At 42.8% G+C, this 15385-nt stretch carries 15 protein-coding genes; 6 read left to right on the top strand and 9 right to left on the bottom strand.

Annotation, left to right across the window (positions count from 1 at the left end):
- Positions 1 to 47: 47 nt before the first annotated feature.
- Both M472_RS42175 and fabG read right to left on the bottom strand, forming a co-directional pair.
- Positions 48 to 485: a hypothetical protein gene (locus tag M472_RS42175; protein WP_021071985.1), complete on the bottom strand. Its 438-nt coding sequence runs from the start codon at positions 483 to 485 to the stop codon at positions 48 to 50.
- Positions 486 to 554: 69 nt separating this feature from the next.
- Complete coding sequence (gene fabG, locus M472_RS42170) at positions 555 to 1298, bottom strand: 3-oxoacyl-[acyl-carrier-protein] reductase (protein WP_021071984.1); 744 nt, start codon at positions 1296 to 1298, stop codon at positions 555 to 557.
- 472 nt (positions 1299 to 1770) lie between these two features.
- On the opposite strand from fabG, the gene M472_RS42165 reads away from it, so the two are divergent.
- The 4 genes from M472_RS42165 to M472_RS42150 all read left to right on the top strand — a co-directional run bounded on the left by M472_RS42165 (position 1771) and on the right by M472_RS42150 (position 5942).
- Positions 1771 to 2184 carry a CBS domain-containing protein gene (locus M472_RS42165; protein WP_031302014.1) on the top strand — a complete coding sequence of 138 codons (414 nt, stop codon included), beginning with the start codon at positions 1771 to 1773 and terminating at the stop codon, positions 2182 to 2184.
- Positions 2185 to 2557: 373 nt separating this feature from the next.
- Positions 2558 to 4081 (top strand): malate:quinone oxidoreductase, encoded by a 1524-nt coding sequence (locus tag M472_RS42160; protein WP_081643248.1) that lies wholly within the window; start codon positions 2558 to 2560, stop codon positions 4079 to 4081.
- Positions 4082 to 4260: 179 nt separating this feature from the next.
- Positions 4261 to 4863: a nicotinamide riboside transporter PnuC gene (gene pnuC, locus M472_RS42155; protein WP_021071981.1), complete on the top strand. Its 603-nt coding sequence runs from the start codon at positions 4261 to 4263 to the stop codon at positions 4861 to 4863.
- Positions 4864 to 4865: 2 nt separating this feature from the next.
- On the top strand, positions 4866 to 5942 hold the full coding sequence (locus tag M472_RS42150) for an acyl-CoA dehydrogenase family protein (RefSeq protein WP_031302012.1): 1077 nt from the start codon (positions 4866 to 4868) through the stop codon (positions 5940 to 5942).
- 2 nt (positions 5943 to 5944) lie between these two features.
- On the opposite strand, the gene M472_RS42145 is transcribed toward M472_RS42150, so the two are convergent.
- From M472_RS42145 to M472_RS42115, 7 genes are read right to left on the bottom strand one after another with little or no spacing between them, the layout of a single operon-like run.
- Entirely contained in the window at positions 5945 to 6739 is a 795-nt protein-coding gene (locus tag M472_RS42145) for an integrin alpha (RefSeq protein ID WP_021071979.1), read from the bottom strand.
- A 10-nt stretch (positions 6740 to 6749) separates the two neighbouring features.
- Positions 6750 to 7739 (bottom strand): LLM class flavin-dependent oxidoreductase, encoded by a 990-nt coding sequence (locus tag M472_RS42140; protein ID WP_021071978.1) that lies wholly within the window; start codon positions 7737 to 7739, stop codon positions 6750 to 6752.
- A 53-nt stretch (positions 7740 to 7792) separates the two neighbouring features.
- Positions 7793 to 8974: a THUMP-like domain-containing protein gene (locus tag M472_RS42135; protein ID WP_021071977.1), complete on the bottom strand. Its 1182-nt coding sequence runs from the start codon at positions 8972 to 8974 to the stop codon at positions 7793 to 7795.
- Entirely contained in the window at positions 8967 to 10235 is a 1269-nt protein-coding gene (locus M472_RS42130) for an aspartate kinase (RefSeq protein WP_021071976.1), read from the bottom strand. The genes M472_RS42135 and M472_RS42130 overlap by 8 nt, the downstream gene beginning before the upstream one ends.
- Before the next feature lie 41 nt (positions 10236 to 10276).
- On the bottom strand, positions 10277 to 11080 hold the full coding sequence (locus M472_RS42125) for a DUF3298 and DUF4163 domain-containing protein (protein ID WP_021071975.1): 804 nt from the start codon (positions 11078 to 11080) through the stop codon (positions 10277 to 10279).
- A gap of 8 nt (positions 11081 to 11088) precedes the next feature.
- On the bottom strand, positions 11089 to 11538 hold the full coding sequence (locus tag M472_RS42120) for a GNAT family N-acetyltransferase (RefSeq protein WP_021071974.1): 450 nt from the start codon (positions 11536 to 11538) through the stop codon (positions 11089 to 11091).
- Positions 11539 to 12228, bottom strand: coding sequence for a YggS family pyridoxal phosphate-dependent enzyme (locus M472_RS42115; RefSeq protein WP_021071973.1), 690 nt, complete (start codon positions 12226 to 12228; stop codon positions 11539 to 11541).
- Between the two features lie 83 nt (positions 12229 to 12311).
- On the opposite strand from M472_RS42115, the gene M472_RS44780 reads away from it, so the two are divergent.
- On the top strand, positions 12312 to 12977 hold the full coding sequence (locus M472_RS44780) for a DUF4296 domain-containing protein (protein WP_021071972.1): 666 nt from the start codon (positions 12312 to 12314) through the stop codon (positions 12975 to 12977).
- Positions 12977 to 15358, top strand: coding sequence for an endonuclease MutS2 (locus M472_RS42110; protein WP_021071971.1), 2382 nt, complete (start codon positions 12977 to 12979; stop codon positions 15356 to 15358). The genes M472_RS44780 and M472_RS42110 overlap by 1 nt, the downstream gene beginning before the upstream one ends.
- The last annotated feature ends 27 nt before the right edge of the window (positions 15359 to 15385 follow it).

Here is a 15385-nt window from a genome sequence, read left to right as displayed (position 1 = left end):
CCTTGTTGGTCTTTGGTGGTTGCCTTTTGGTGAGGACTGATCACTTGTTAGCTCTTAGGGATTGCTTTTTGGGGAGGAGTGGTCACTTGTTGGCTCTTAGGGATTGCCTTTTGGTAAAGAGTGACTACTTGTTGGCTCTTAGTGATTGCCTTTTGATAAGGAGTGGTCACTTGTCGGCTCTTAGGGATTGCCTTTTGGTAAGGAGGGGTCACTCGTTGGCTTTTAGTGGTCGCCTTTTGGTAAAGAGTGATCATTTGGTGGCTTTTGGTGGTTGCCTTTATGTAAGGAGTGGTCACTTGTTGGCTTTTAGTGATTACTTTTTGGTAAAGAGTGATCACTTGTTGGCTTTTAGTGGTTACCTTTTGGTAAGAAGTGATCACTTGTTGGCTTTTAGTGGTTACCTTTTGGTAAGGAGGGGTCACTTGTTGGCTTTTAGTGGTTCCTGTTTGGCAGAAAGTGGTTACCGATTTGCTCGAAGTAATCACTTTTTTGGGGTAAAAGCAGTGTTAAAGTATAAGTTCTTTTGACCTTTAGGTCAAAAGAACTTATATGTTTTATAACATACCGCCATCTACGGGAAGTACCTGTCCCGTAACATAGGCAGATAGATCCGACGCTAAGAAAAGACAAGCATTTGCGACATCTTCTGGCTCACCGCCACGTTTTAGTGGAATGCCGGCTTCCCATCCTGCTACAACCTTAGGGTCTAATACTTCGGTCATCTCTGTACGGATAAATCCTGGAGCGATGACGTTTGCTCTGATATTTCTAGAACCCAGTTCCTTTGCTACAGACTTGGTGAAACCAATGATACCAGCTTTAGAAGCAGCATAGTTCGCTTGTCCTGCGTTGCCTTGTACACCGACTACGGAAGACATATTGATGAAGGAACCTTTTCTGTTTTTCATCATCACTTTGGAAGCTGCTTTCGTAACGTTGAAAATAGATTTGAGGTTGATGTTGATGACATCGTCCCAGTTTTCTTCTGTCATACGCATCAAAAGACCATCCTTTGTAATTCCGGCATTGTTGACTACAATATCCAGCGTACCAAATTCGGTGACGATATCATTGATGAGTTGTTCTGCTTCATCAAATTTAGAAGCATCCGAACGGTAGCCTTTTACTTTTGTACCAAAAGCTTGTAACTCACTTTCTAAAGCTTGCCCTTTTTCTACAGACGATAGGTAGGTGAATGCCACATTAGCACCATGTTGTGCGAACACTTCGGCTATCTTGCGGCCAATTCCTTTGGAAGCACCAGTAATTAATGCCGTTTTTCCTTCGAGTAATTTCATATGTAAATTAATTATTTCATGATCCGCCAACTGTCGGATCGGTTTATTTTTTATCTGTCATTAACTTGTTCCGATTGTCTCCGACGAGCTCCTTGCGTCGGTTTATCGGAATGGAATATCTACACGTTAGCTGTCTATACTTGTGCATGCTGAGTTGCGTAGATAGTTCATATGTATTCTGTAATTCGCAAAAATAGGTAAATTTTGACAGAACATTAAGTTTATTGAAAAAGGAATTTCATATTTTAAAATGCGAATCAGTGTAATGGGCCCAGACTTCCATCAATCCTAAAATTTGGCGCAAAACTGTAAAATCAGAAAGAAAATAAGACAAGCATTCAAGCTTACAACTAATAATCAACATATATCTGTTTATAAATCATTTTTTTAAGTGATTTATATCCTGTTTTTAGTGTGTAAAGATGCCGATATTTGAGTATAGAAATAAAGGAAATCACTAAAATAAAATAGTATGAAACAGCGAGTCCCCGTATCCGAGATTATGACAAGAGAGTTGGTTGCCCTAACTCCGAAAGACAGTTTGTATGAGGCGGAAAAACTATTTAAGAAACACCATATCCGTCATCTTCCTATTGTTGAAGATAAGAAATTGGTCGGCGTTGTAAGTTACTCTGATCTGCTGAAAATCAGCTACGCCGATGTAACAGAAGAAAATGATATTGAAGCTGTGGTGTATGATATGTACACTATTCCTCAGTTAATGGCCAAATCACCGGTTATAGTAGGTCCTGATGCAACAATTAAAGAAGTAACAGAAACGCTATCCAAGGTTACTTTCCATTCGATACCAGTGGTGAAAGATGAAGAATTGGTAGGAATCGTTACCACAACAGATTTATTGAAATACTTTATTGATCAATACTAGCCGTCTGTCCTATGTTTTAATGATCTTATTCGTCTCGGCATAGGAAAGAATGTGGTCATCCCATGGATTTTAAATCGGTAGAGAAAATGAGAAGATGTATTCCCTGTACATACCTTCTCATTTTACACAGTTTCCGATTTCTTCGTCTCAATAAGCCGTATAAATACCTAATTGGCAGTCCGTGAATATATCTTATGTGTAATTTTCAATGTTTCGATTCCATTCAACGATCAATGTTGAACATTTGTGCTATATAAAACTTGTTTGAACAGTTATTCTGTTTTTTTAATTCAAAATGAAGTTGGTTTCTCCGAATAAAATGTGGTGGAAATGAGAGAATTTTGACAAAATGATTCGTAATAACGAAAAACGAATGTTAATTTTGCAACAATTTAAAGAAGTCATGGGCAAGAAAAAACAAAATACCGAAGTTGACGTCGTTCTGATAGGTGGGGGCATCATGAGTGCAACACTAGGAGCATTGATCAATGAGTTAAATCCAGATATCAATATCGAGATTGTCGAGCGTTTGGATGTTGTTGCAGCAGAGAGTTCGGATGCATGGAATAATGCAGGGACAGGTCACTCGGCCTTATGTGAATTAAATTATACCCCAGAGCAGGCTGATGGTTCAGTCAAAGTTGAAAAAGCCATCAAAATAGCAGAGCAATTTGAGGTTTCGAAACAATTTTGGGCTTACCTTGTAGAAAAGGGAGTTATCCAAGATCCTTCTCATTTTATCCGTCAGGTACCCCACATGAGTGCTGTGTTTGGCGAGAAAGATGTGCGTTTCTTGAAGACACGTTTCGAAACGATGGAAAAAGAGACTTTGTTCAAGGGGATGAAATATACAGAAGACAAATCCCTATTGGAGCAATGGATTCCATTGATGATGAAAGACAGAGCTGCTAACGAACCAATGGCTGCTACAAGAATGGATATTGGTACGGATGTGAATTTCGGGGCACTGACCAAGGATTTGATCAACTACCTGCGCACTAAAGATAATATTAAGTTATCCCTGCACCAAGAAGTCAAAGATATCGAACGAGAGGATGATGGCCGTTGGGAAGTAGAGGTAAAAGACCTCAAGACCGGAGAGAAGCGGGATATCAAAGCACAGTTCGTGTTTATTGGAGCAGGTGGGCACTCGTTGTTGTTATTAGAAAAATCAGGTATCCCTGAGGCTAAGGGCTACGGTGGATTCCCTGTGGGCGGGCAATGGTTGCGTTGTACAAACCCAGAAATCATCGCTCAGCATCGCGCCAAAGTATATGGCAAAGCATCCGTAGGTGCACCACCGATGTCAGTTCCACATTTGGATACCCGTTACATTGATGGCAAGCAAGCATTATTGTTTGGTCCTTACGCTGGTTTTTCAACCAAGTTCTTAAAGCAAGGCTCTTATTTTGACCTTCCGGCTTCTATAAAGCTATCGAATATAAAACCGATGTTGTCTGCTGGTCTGGACAATCTTCCGCTGACCAAATATCTGATTACAGAGGTTATGAAAAAACCGAAGGACAAATTGGACGCTTTGAAGCAATTTATGCCTACCGCGCGTTTGGAAGACTGGGCGATAGAAAAAGCAGGCCAACGGGTACAGGTTATTAAGAAAGATCCGAAACACGGTGGTGTTTTAGAATTCGGTACTGAAGTCGTATCAAGTGCAGATGGTTCGATTGCCGCATTGTTAGGAGCTTCTCCTGGGGCATCTACCTCCGTAGCGATTATGATACAGCTGTTAAAGCGGTGCTTTCCGGAACGTGCAAAATCAGATGAATATCGAAAAAAACTGCGGGAGATGATCCCTTCTTGGGGACAGTCATTGAACGATAATCCGGAGCTGTGTGCAGAGATACGTTCGCATACACACCACGTATTGCAATTAGATTAATATTAAAAATAGACATTTTTAATGGGGTGCGGTTCCGTATCATTTGATGGTACGGAACAAAAGCTGAGATTATACCCAATCCTACCTTGGTAGGAGGAACCTGATCCAGGTAATGCTGGCGTAGGGAGTAATTTTTTCAAAATAGCATTCCTGTACATTATGTCTTCGATACATTGTTTATGGAGACTATTTTTGAAAATATAAGTAACGCATTTCTACAGACTTCCTGGTTGGAGCGTTTTTCTGTACTTTGTGGTATTATACAGGTACTGCTTTCCAAAAATAATAAGGTTTCTAATTACTTCTTTGGCATTATGGGAATAGTGTCGGGGATGTATGTGCTGTTTGGCGCCAAACTCTATGCGGAGATCGCATTGAATATGTATTACCTGATTATGAGTATTTATGGATGGTGGTATTGGACCCACAATATCCAAGCGCGACAACAGCCCATTACGAGCTGTAGTGCCAAAGATTGGCGCGTGGTAGCTTTGATCAGCCTAGTCGGTTTCGGGGTGTTGTATCTGATATTGGAACATGTGACAGATTCGGATGTACCAGCATGGGATGCTTGGGTGGCCGCTACAGCTTGGGCCGGTATGTGGTTATTGGCCAAGCGGAAGCTGGAGAATTGGATATTGCTCAATATCAGTAATCTATTTGCTGTCCCTCTGTTGATTCATAAGGATCTTTATTTGTTTGCTGGACTCACGACCTTTTTATTTACAGTCGCGATATTCGGCTATTTTAACTGGCGTAAGCTGATGAATACCCCAAAATGAGTATGATGATAAGTGAAGAAGCTATACAGCTTATAAAAGATAAGCAAGCCCTGTCTATCGACAGCAAGACATTGGTCGACGAGCAGTTGTCTCTGATATATGATAACAACTGGTTCAATATATGGGTTCCGCAGATATTGGGAGGAAAAGAACTGAGCCTGCAAGATGGTTTAGCATTGCTCGAAGAATTGGCTTATTGGGATGGGGGATTGGGCTGGACCGTGACTTTATGTGCTGGGGCGAATATGTTTGCCGGGTATCTGGACAAAGATCTGGCGAGAAAGGTTTTCGCAGATCGTAAAGTTTGTTTTGGAGGATCTGGACGTGCTACCGGAAAAGCAGTATGGGATGGAACACAATATAGCATAACAGGCTTTTGGAGATTTGCTACTGGTGCACCACACTTATCCCATTTTACCTTGAACAGCTTTGTCTATGATGGGGATAAAGCTCGTGTGGATAAGGACGGTAATCCGGTGTTCTACTCTTTCTTCGTCCCTCGAGACAAAGTGTTGATTCACTACGATTGGGATTCTTTCGGATTGGCTTGTACAGCCAGTCATAGTTTCTCGTTAGAAAATGCAACTGTAGAAGCGCATCATGCTTTTCAAATCGATCCCCAGCATCGCATTGACGATCACGTGCTCTATCGAATCCCTTTTGTTCCTTTCGCAGAATTGACATTATTGGTCAATTATATGGGCATGTACAGGCGTTACCTGGATCTGGTGGAAAAGTTTTTCTTTGAGAAATCTGCAGATGAAAACTGGCATACAAAATACGGTAGGGACTATTTTAAGCGCTTAGATGGATTGCAGCAGCAGTTGGAATCCGATAGAACCAAAGTCGCAGCGCTTACAGAGCAGCTGTGGGCACTGGCGCTTCAGGATTCTCCATTGGATGCGGCACTGGCATCCGAGATTACATCTACTGCCCGTGGAATCGTAAAACATATCCTTGCCGATGTCGTGACGCTGTTTCCTCTACTGGGGATCAATGCCGCACAGAATGGTCAAGAGATCAATACCGTGTTTCGCAATATATTTACCGCAAGTCAGCACAGCTTGCTGAATATATAAGGCTAACAGTCGAACTGTACATTGCCATCATAGGCGTATGCACTGCCGGATAATATGATGATCATGCGTTGCTCCTCGTAGTCCCGTGGGCTGGAGAAAATGAAGTCAGGAAGTCCATCTTTATCCAGGTCACCGATAAAGGCGAGCTCGCTAGCGGTATCGTTGTATTGCGTTTGGTCTATGATCGTGCGTATATATTGACCGTTTTTATAGAGTTTAAGCGTATATCTTGCATGGGGATTGCCGCGCTCCTGATCTTTATGGAATTGGATACCCGTGGCCTGCAGTTTATAGTTGTCGTGCTGGAAGGTGAATTCGAAAGGTTTGCCCGGTTCTATGATCGGATTTTTGAAAGCTACGCTATCGACCGCACCTTTCTGTACAGTAGGGATATTGAAGAAAACAAGTACGTCTTCTTTGGGGACAATGGTCTCTGTGGGGAGGCCGGAGCAAGGTTCTTCATCTTCATTTTCGATATGGTAGGAAGCAGATTGGACATAGTATGAGCCGTTTTTGTGATGAAGCTCTAACCAATTTCCATTGATGATTTTGGAGACATCGTTATTCTCCCATACCCTATAGGTCGAGGGCAATAAAATACGGCCATCTATAATCGAATCGACATCTGCACTGTAAACGATCTCTTTGTCAGGAGCAGCGAGCGAGTCTGTTGGAGCTTGCTCTGCGACTGTATCCTGTTTCGGGAGGTCCTCTGTCTGTTGCTGTTTGTTATTTGATTTATTCTGACAGGCCATCACCATAGCCGCCAGTAAAAAGAGATAGCCGTATTTTTTCATGTCTAAATATCTATAACAAGGCACTCGCGATGATATCGAAAGATTCCAATCGCTTTGCGTCATCAAAGATATAATTTGTCGTCATTATTTCATGTGCTTTGTGTTTTTTAGCAAAAGCCAACACCTCAGCCTGAATCGATGATTCGGTCCCTATAAATGTACAGCTCACCATCCGATTGACAGCTTCTTCTATTTCTGGAATACCGTGATAGATGGGTTTTTCCGTAGGCGGAGACAATGGCTTGCGAAGGTTAGTCAATATACCGGCAAACATGTTAAAGAGACTGGTGGATAGGAATTGTGCTTCTTCGACACTTTTCGCTGCCACGATATTGACACAGATCATGAAATAAGGTGCAGCCAATGCAGGGGAGGGCTTGAAATTACTGTAGTATATTTCAGACGCCTGTTCCAGCATGGCAGGGGCAAAATGTGCCGCAAAGGCATAGGGTAGTCCCAGCTCTGCTGCCAGATAGGCACTGTCCGTACTGGAACCCAATATATAGATCGGCACATCGAGTCCTTCTCCTGGAAACGCCCGGACTTTGGCATCTACATTGTTTTCGTCCAGATAGCGTTGCAGTTCGAGTATATCATCCTTAAAGTAGAAGGATGTATTCAGATTATTGCGGCGCAGGGCCATAGCAGTAAGCTGATCAGTGCCGGGGGCTCTACCTAGCCCCATATCGATCCGACCCGGATAGATACTCTCCAGGGTGCCGAATTGTTCGGCCACGACCAGTGGCGTATGGTTTGGCAGCATAATACCTCCGGATCCTACACGTATCGTCGACGTTTTGCCCGCGATATGTCCGATGAGCACCGCAGTAGCTGAGCTGGCGATATGCGGCATATTATGGTGTTCGGCAAGCCAGATACGGTGAAATCCTAAATTTTCTATATGTTGAGCACCAGTTACAGCGCGTTGTATCGCTTCTGAAGCATTACTATTCTTGCAAATGGTAGCCAATTCTAGTGCTGAAATCTTTATTTTTTCCATAGAATAAAGATACAAGAAATGAAAAACAGGAATTGTAATGGCTTTGTCTTTTCTTAGACTTTGTGTCCATGTATGACAATAGGATTACCCAGATAGTCGGTGGTGAAAAATAAATATTCGTTTCCTCCATCTTTGATTTTGAACTTTTTCTTGATTTCTTCGACTTTCATTGGGAAGTTTTTGGCCGAAACATTTGCTTTCTCCAGAGAGGTTCTCTTTTTGAAAGCAGACAGTTCGAACACCTCCTGTATAAGGAATGCCCTTCCCGGGAAGTCTGGCTCCAGGTCGCTGGAGGTGTACAGATGCGAGTGTGTATGGAGCTTGAAAAGATTGAATCGCTTGGCTACAGTTTTAAAAGCTCCTGCTTTGGTGATACTGACATCGGGATCATACAGGTAAGTCAGGGGCTGTGAGGTACGTATCAGGGTTTGTTTCTCTTCCTCTTGTGTTAATACGAGCGTTTGTATCTGATCTAGAAAAAGACGTATAGCTACGAGTTTTGGAGCTTCCGTGTAATTGGCATCCTGAATAAAAAGCAGTTCCTTGCAGTCGCTGTCGACGCTGATGATATAGATTAACTTGACATGCTTGAGCTTTTGCAGTGCCGTGCTGATGTCAAGGAGAGGGGACAGTTTGCATATCGTAAAACGGGATTTGCGAAAGAACATATCTTGTGCTGCGATGATATTCGGTACGCAATCTTCCAATAGGAATACCTTGGCATGGTTGATTCGTCTGGAGGGGTCGATGAGAATATAGTCCAGGGATCCATCTTCCTGTTGTTGGACAAAATCGACACCATTGGTAGCGATACATACCACATTGTTCACTCCCAATACTGTAGCATTGTGCTTGACAATCGCTGAAAGTCGTTCATTAAGCTCACAGTGGACGACAATCTCCGCTTCTTGGGCCATGTAACAGCTGTCTACGCCAAAGCCCCCTGTGACATCGACGACCTTGCTGCCTTTGGTTATCAGCGTCTGCTTGATGAGTGCGGTATGTTCCGAAGAGCACTGTTCGAGATTGATTTTGTCGGGATAATAGATGCCGGCAGAGAAGGCCCAGGTAGGCAGTTTTTTTACTGCACGCTGCCAACCATCGATCTGCGCTGCGATTTCGGACGAACTCACATCGCTGAATGGACTTTTCTTTAAAGCGATTTCACTGGGAGATTTTTCCCGGTTAACTTTAATGTAAGCTTGTACCTCTTTATCCAGTATACGGTTATTCATCAATATTTTTCACTAACATTTGACAGGTATAACTGTCCTTAAGTTCGCGAATTATTTCCTTATTTACTAATACTCGATCGATTGTTTGCTGATTGTAGTAGCGGATGGTTATTAATTCCAAGCCACGGGCGACCGAAACTTTATATCTTTTCTCCAATTCTACCAATAGTGTCTCTATGTTCTTACCGGTATCATCGATAGCGACCGAAAAGCTGATCGCACTATTGTGCATCATATTGACCTTGATACGGTGCTGGTGGAAAAGGTTGAATATATGGCTGAGATTGTCCTCCACAATAAAAGAAAAATCTCGCGGCAGTATACTGATAAATACTTGGTCGACCTTAAAGATAAAAGAGGGCACAGGTAGCGTCTGATTGGTAGTCCTGATTTTAGTACCCGGACTTTCCGGATCTAAAAATGAACGTACGCTGAGTGTTATTTTCTTATTCTGTAAGGGTTTTATGGTCTTGGGGTGTATTACTGTCGCACCGTAATACGTCAGTTCGATTGCATCGGTATAAGACAGTTCTGGAATCAGTTCTGTTTTTTCGAACCATTTCGGATCCGCATTCAATACCCCAGGTACATCCTTCCAGATGGTGATATCTTCGGCATTGAGGCAGGAGGCAAAAATAGCAGCCGAATAGTCCGATCCTTCACGTCCTAAAGTGGTTGTGAAATTTTCGGAGGTCGATCCTATAAAGCCTTGTGTCATGACGACATGATCATCTAATATGCTGGGGAGATCCTTTCTGATTTTCTCTTCGGTAAGTTCCCAGTTTACCTGTGCCTCGCGATATGTATTGTCCGTCTGTATATAATCCCGAGCATCGACCCATTGTGTAGGGATTCCGATATGCGTGCAATAGGCGGCAAGTATCTTGGTGGAGACCAACTCTCCAATAGATACAATCTGATCAAAAAGATAATCATAAGTATCCTGAGGTTCTTCTTCAAGAATCCACTCGATTTCTACAAAAGAATTGTTGATATCGTCAAATGTGGGGTGATTCGCATCCTCAAATAAGCCCTGTAAGATCGTAAAATGATCAGCCTTTACTTCATGCAGCAGTTCGAAAGGATCTTTCTCACCTGTATAATAAGCTTGTGCAAGCTCTTCCAATTTGTTTGTTGTCTTATTTATGGCAGAGACAACAACAAGTAGCTCAGACGACTTGTATTTCGATAATATAGAAGTTACATTTTTAATGTTATCGGCACTTTTTACAGATGCGCCACCAAATTTAAAAACCTGCATTAATATGTTGTATAAGAGTTACGGATAGTTGGAGTACGGTATTACTGAATACTTTTTATATATCTTTTGGCCCGTGCATTTAGCATTTCCAAAACCTCTTGGTAAGGGATTTCGATTGTTGTAATGCCTTCTGCATAAGGTCTTATTTCGTATTCATTGTAATAAATAATCAACTTTTCTTTCGTGAGGCCAAAGTTATCATTTAATGCGAATATTCCGTCTGGAAAGAAAAAATCTTTAGCAAGATTGCTGGTGTCTGATAGGTTTTCCTTCCTGCGGAAATGTTTTTCTGCCAATTTGGTCAGATCCTTTAGTTTGTCCGTAGCAATCAGGTCGGTCAATTCCATTTTTTTTGATAGATCCAGGTCAAAAACAGAAAAAAAAGTAAGGTGATTGCCATGTGCTCCTCCGGTGTATTCGTCAATGGAAGTCCGGAGTGTGAGAAATAAAGGTGTATTTAATATGATTTTACTGTTCGCATCTTTGTACCATACTGCATTGACATACGTGGTGCTGTTTTCCTCGACAAACTCATTATAACCATCCAAAAAAGCACGCGCACCTTCCTCGGCATTATTTTCATGTTCGATGAAGATCGACCCGTGTAGAGCCTGGTCTATTTGCGTGTTTCCAAAGACAGGGTACGTGATCTTGTAATAAGCAGTATCGGTACGTACGGAGTCCCCCACGAAGTAAGAACTGATTTCCTTTTTCGTATGATAGGTGTAATCAAGGGTATCCTTGAGCGAATATTCGGGCGAAGTTGCACGTTGGGTCGTCCTGTTGTGTTCATTCGCGCAGGATAGGGTAGAAATTAAAATTAGCAATAGTATTCCAACTCGCATTTACCTAATCAAAAATTTAAACTTACATTAATCCATTCTCCGTCAAGTGTCGCTTGGTACGATTCATAAAATTTGATGGCTGGCGTGTTCCAGTCCAGTACCTGCCACATCATACCCGAGTACCCTTGTTCCTTGGCATGTGCAATGGTACGATCCAAAAGCATCTTGCCCACACCTCGTCCACGATAAGGCTCATGGATGATCAAATCTTCTAAATACAAGCGTCGACCTTTCCAGGTCGAGTATCGTATGTAAAAAAGCGACATGCCTATCACCTTAAGGTCATCTACAGCTACAAAAGCCCACCATACGGGATTGTCACCGAATCCGGATTTTTCAAACTCACTCATGCTCACCGTTACAGCGTCGGGCTCTTTTTCAAAAACAGCGAGTTCTTTAATAAGAGCCATCATCGCTGGACAATCTTCTTTCCGAGCTGTGCGTATTGTAATCGCCATCTACTTCGCTTTAAAATGTTTTATGACTCGCTTACCGAAAATTGTACTTCCCAATCGTACCATATTACCTCCCTGTTCGATAGCAAGCTTATAGTCTGAGGACATCCCCATGGACAAGGTGTCAAAGCTGTCTTCCTTGCGGTAGTAACTTACCTTAATACCATCGAAGAGCATCTTGAGTTCATAAAATTCCTCTTTTACCTCTTTCTCTTTTTCCGTATTGGTTGCTATTCCCATCAAACCGCGTATACGTACATTTTTCATGGCTTTGAACTCTTCGCTTTCCAAAAGCTCAATGACTTCGGGATGGTCAAGACCGAATTTAGTATCCTCTTGAGCGATATCTACCTGCAGTAGACAGTCGATCACCCGTTTGTGTTTGATAGCATGTTTGTTTATTTCTGCAAGAAGCTTCAACGAATCTACCGATTGGATCAAGCTGATAAAGGGGGCGATATACTTGACTTTGTTGGTCTGTAAGTGTCCGACTAGATGCCATTGGATGTCCTGTGGTAATTTTTCCTGTTTTTCAACCAGCTCCTGCACCATATTCTCGCCAAATATGCGCTGCCCTGCGTTATAAGCTTCTTGTATGTCTTCTACAGGTTTAGTCTTAGAAATAGCTACTAATGTGACACCTATAGGGGTTAGTTCTTGTTGTACTTCCTGAATGTTTGCAGTAATGTCCATGTATTCGAAAATTATTTTTGGAGATATGATCCACAAAGGTACCTATTACAAAGGCATTTTGTAAATTTGTACAAATTTAAATAATGCAGCGCTTATATTTTACCATTATTCTATTGTTTTTTTTGTTTGTCTCGTGTAGCAAACAAAAACCAAAAGGTATATTGTCAGAAAAGGATATGACCGAGTTGATGACGGAGGTATCACTTATTGATGCCTACCTGAATACGTTGCCAATAGATAGCGGTCGTAAGGTGATGCCTGTTTTGTACGAACGTGCTTTTGAAAAATTCAAATTGGATTCTACATTGTTTATCCATAATCTTGACTATTATCTTGGAAATCCCATTTTGACCGAAAAGATCTATACGGATGTCAATACTACGCTTTCCAAACAAGATAGAATGTATCAACAAGAAGATTCCATCCGTAACGCTGTCGTACAAGACAGTATACAGCAAGCCATGCGTTTGCAGCGTTATACGGCGATGCTCAAAGATATGATCAGCAATGTACATCGGGACAGTACCGCGTATACCTATGTGCAGAATGGTACGGACTTCTTGACGAAAGCCGAACTGCAGCTCAACGCCTACGGCATTCAGGTGCCGGTGATAACGCCACCTCCTCCGGCAGAGACTGAATCGGATACCGAAGAGCGAGTGGATAAGGAGAGCTCGGATACCACCAAGAGCTTTGAAAAATTAGATACGACAAAAATAAAGAAGGTGCTGCGAAAACCTGCTAATTAATGATTTACCCTCAGAATGCGATAGAAAAACTAGGCTTCACGGAAATACGTGAACTGGTGAAAGAGAAATGTTTAAGCGAGGCTGGGCGACAGATGGTCGATAAGATACAGCCACAGGTCAAAGCGGACCAGATAGATCGCTTTTTAAAGCAAACCAACGAATTCAAAAATTTATTGACACATGATGCACCACTACCGGTGGATCATATATATGCGATAAAGCCTTTGGCCGAAAAAGCCAAGGTGGAAGGAGCTTTTCTGAGCGAGGAAGAGTTCTATCGTATATTATTGTCCCTACGGACTGTCTATGCTATTATCAGATACTTTAACGAACGAGAAGGGCAGTATGCCCACTTGGAGTTGTTGTTTGAACACCTCCCTATAGAAAAGGCTATTGTGCGTTCGATCGAGCAGGTGCTGGACGATAGGGGCCGTTTGAAAGACAATGCTTCCCGACTGTTGCTTGATCTTACGCAGCAGATTACAAAAAGTGAGCAAGAAGCACGTAAGCGACTGGACAGTGTATTTAAGCAGGCTCAAGCCCAAGGCTGGACGGCTGATGGCAATCTCACAATTCGGGATGGCAGGATGTGTATTCCTATCCTTGCCGAGAATAAGCGAAAATTGAAAGGCCTGATCCACGACGAGTCAGCGACTGGACAAACGGCTTATATCGAGCCCGAAGAGGTATTCCACCTCAATAATAAAGTCCGCGATCTGGAGTTTGAGCGTAGGCGAGAGGTAATTCGTATACTCACCGATCTGACCAGCGAGCTGCGTCCGCACGTGCCTTTATTGTTGGCTTATCACGGCTTGTTGACCAAATTGGATTTTGTGCGGGCAAAGGCATTATTTGCCATCGATATCCAGGCCAATATGCCTATTCTGACCAAAGATGCGGGAATCAACTTGGTCCAGGCCAAGCATCCCTTGCTGTTGTTGAACGCCATCCGGGACAAATCACATACGGTGGTACCGTTGAATATCAAAATTGATGATACAGATCGTATTATCTTGGTTTCAGGTCCCAATGCTGGTGGAAAGTCGGTCTGTATGAAGACGGTAGGATTATTGCAATTGATGCTTCAATCGGGATTATTGATCCCGGCCGATGATACCTCCTCTATGGGCGTCTTTAAGCAGATCTTTGCGGATATCGGTGATGACCAGTCCATCGAGAGCGACTTGAGTACCTACAGTGCGCATTTATCGAAGATGAAGCATTTTTCGACTTTTGCCAATGCACGGACGTTGATTCTGATCGATGAGTTCGGTACGGGGACGGATCCACAGTTTGGCGGTCCGATTGCCGAGGCGGTATTAGAGCAGTTGAATAAAAAGCAGGTTCGAGGCGTGGTCACCACACACTACTCCAACCTCAAACTGTTTGCCAGCCATACGGATGGATTGGAGAATGCATCGATGTTGTTTGACAATACCCAGATGAAGCCCCTGTATATTCTACAAGTCGGTAAGCCTGGGAGCTCCTACGCCTTTGAGATTGCACAGAAAATCGGTCTTTCAAAGGAGATTTTGGAATCCGCTAAGACAAAGATCGGTGTACAACAGAAAAAGATTGACACCCTTTTGGTAGACCTAGAAAGAGACAAAAAAGAAGTGTTGGACACGAAGTTTGCCGTGACCAAGCGCGAGAAGGAACTTATTGAGCTGAAAGCCAAATACGAGTCCCTGCAGGCTTATATCGAAGAGAACAAGAAAGAGATCTTGAAAAAAGCGAAGGAGGAAGCAAAGGTTATCCTGAAAGACGCCAATCGCTTAGTTGAGAATACCATATCGGAAATCCGATCGGTCAAGGCTGATAAGGAAAAAACGAAAGCCATCCGTTCCAAGCTCAATCAGTCCTTGGATCAGCACAGTGCTGCCACGACCAAGCCTAAAGAATCGAAGACCTTGGTGAAGAAAGAGTCGGAAGGCTTTGAGGTCGGGGACTGGATACGGATTGATGACTCGGGCTCTGAAGGGGAGATTATTGAAGTAACCAAGAATAACAGTTTGATTGTTGCTTTAGGTGAGCTTCGTACAGTGGTCAAAGCAAATCGTGTGACGAAGTTGCGCAGCAAAGAGAAATCAAAGGCTATAAAGCGTATCGGGGGAGTCTCGACCACATCCGCAGCGGATTTCCATCCCGAAGTCGATGTACGGGGGATGCGAACCGAAGATGCGCTGCATAAGATTGAGCTGGTGCTGGATCGAGCGGTGATGATCGGCTACCCGTCATTAAAAATTGTACATGGTAAAGGAGATGGAATATTACGCAAATTTGTCCGGGATTATTTGCGCAAGTATAATCATGTGAGCCGTTTTGAAGATGAACATGCCGATCGTGGTGGAGATGGCATCACTTATGCTTATATTGGATAGACGAAATCGTTTTTTTGACTATAAAAT

Source organism: Sphingobacterium paucimobilis HER1398, from assembly GCF_000416985.1.
GTDB classification, from domain to species: domain Bacteria; phylum Bacteroidota; class Bacteroidia; order Sphingobacteriales; family Sphingobacteriaceae; genus Sphingobacterium; species Sphingobacterium paucimobilis.
This window is presented reverse-complemented; position numbering and strand designations above follow the sequence as displayed.

Coding starts and splice junctions, on each gene's coding strand:
- fabG (WP_021071984.1), bottom strand. CDS start 1,298: ATGAAATTACTCGAAGGAAAAACGGCATTAATTACTGGTGCTTCCAAA.
- M472_RS42165 (WP_031302014.1), top strand. CDS start 1,771: ATGAAACAGCGAGTCCCCGTATCCGAGATTATGACAAGAGAGTTGGTT.
- M472_RS42160 (WP_081643248.1), top strand. CDS start 2,558: ATGTTAATTTTGCAACAATTTAAAGAAGTCATGGGCAAGAAAAAACAA.
- pnuC (WP_021071981.1), top strand. CDS start 4,261: ATGGAGACTATTTTTGAAAATATAAGTAACGCATTTCTACAGACTTCC.
- M472_RS42150 (WP_031302012.1), top strand. CDS start 4,866: ATGATGATAAGTGAAGAAGCTATACAGCTTATAAAAGATAAGCAAGCC.
- M472_RS42145 (WP_021071979.1), bottom strand. CDS start 6,739: ATGAAAAAATACGGCTATCTCTTTTTACTGGCGGCTATGGTGATGGCC.
- M472_RS42140 (WP_021071978.1), bottom strand. CDS start 7,739: ATGGAAAAAATAAAGATTTCAGCACTAGAATTGGCTACCATTTGCAAG.
- M472_RS42135 (WP_021071977.1), bottom strand. CDS start 8,974: ATGAATAACCGTATACTGGATAAAGAGGTACAAGCTTACATTAAAGTT.
- M472_RS42130 (WP_021071976.1), bottom strand. CDS start 10,235: ATGCAGGTTTTTAAATTTGGTGGCGCATCTGTAAAAAGTGCCGATAAC.
- M472_RS42125 (WP_021071975.1), bottom strand. CDS start 11,080: ATGCGAGTTGGAATACTATTGCTAATTTTAATTTCTACCCTATCCTGC.
- M472_RS42120 (WP_021071974.1), bottom strand. CDS start 11,538: ATGGCGATTACAATACGCACAGCTCGGAAAGAAGATTGTCCAGCGATG.
- M472_RS42115 (WP_021071973.1), bottom strand. CDS start 12,228: ATGGACATTACTGCAAACATTCAGGAAGTACAACAAGAACTAACCCCT.
- M472_RS44780 (WP_021071972.1), top strand. CDS start 12,312: ATGCAGCGCTTATATTTTACCATTATTCTATTGTTTTTTTTGTTTGTC.
- M472_RS42110 (WP_021071971.1), top strand. CDS start 12,977: ATGATTTACCCTCAGAATGCGATAGAAAAACTAGGCTTCACGGAAATA.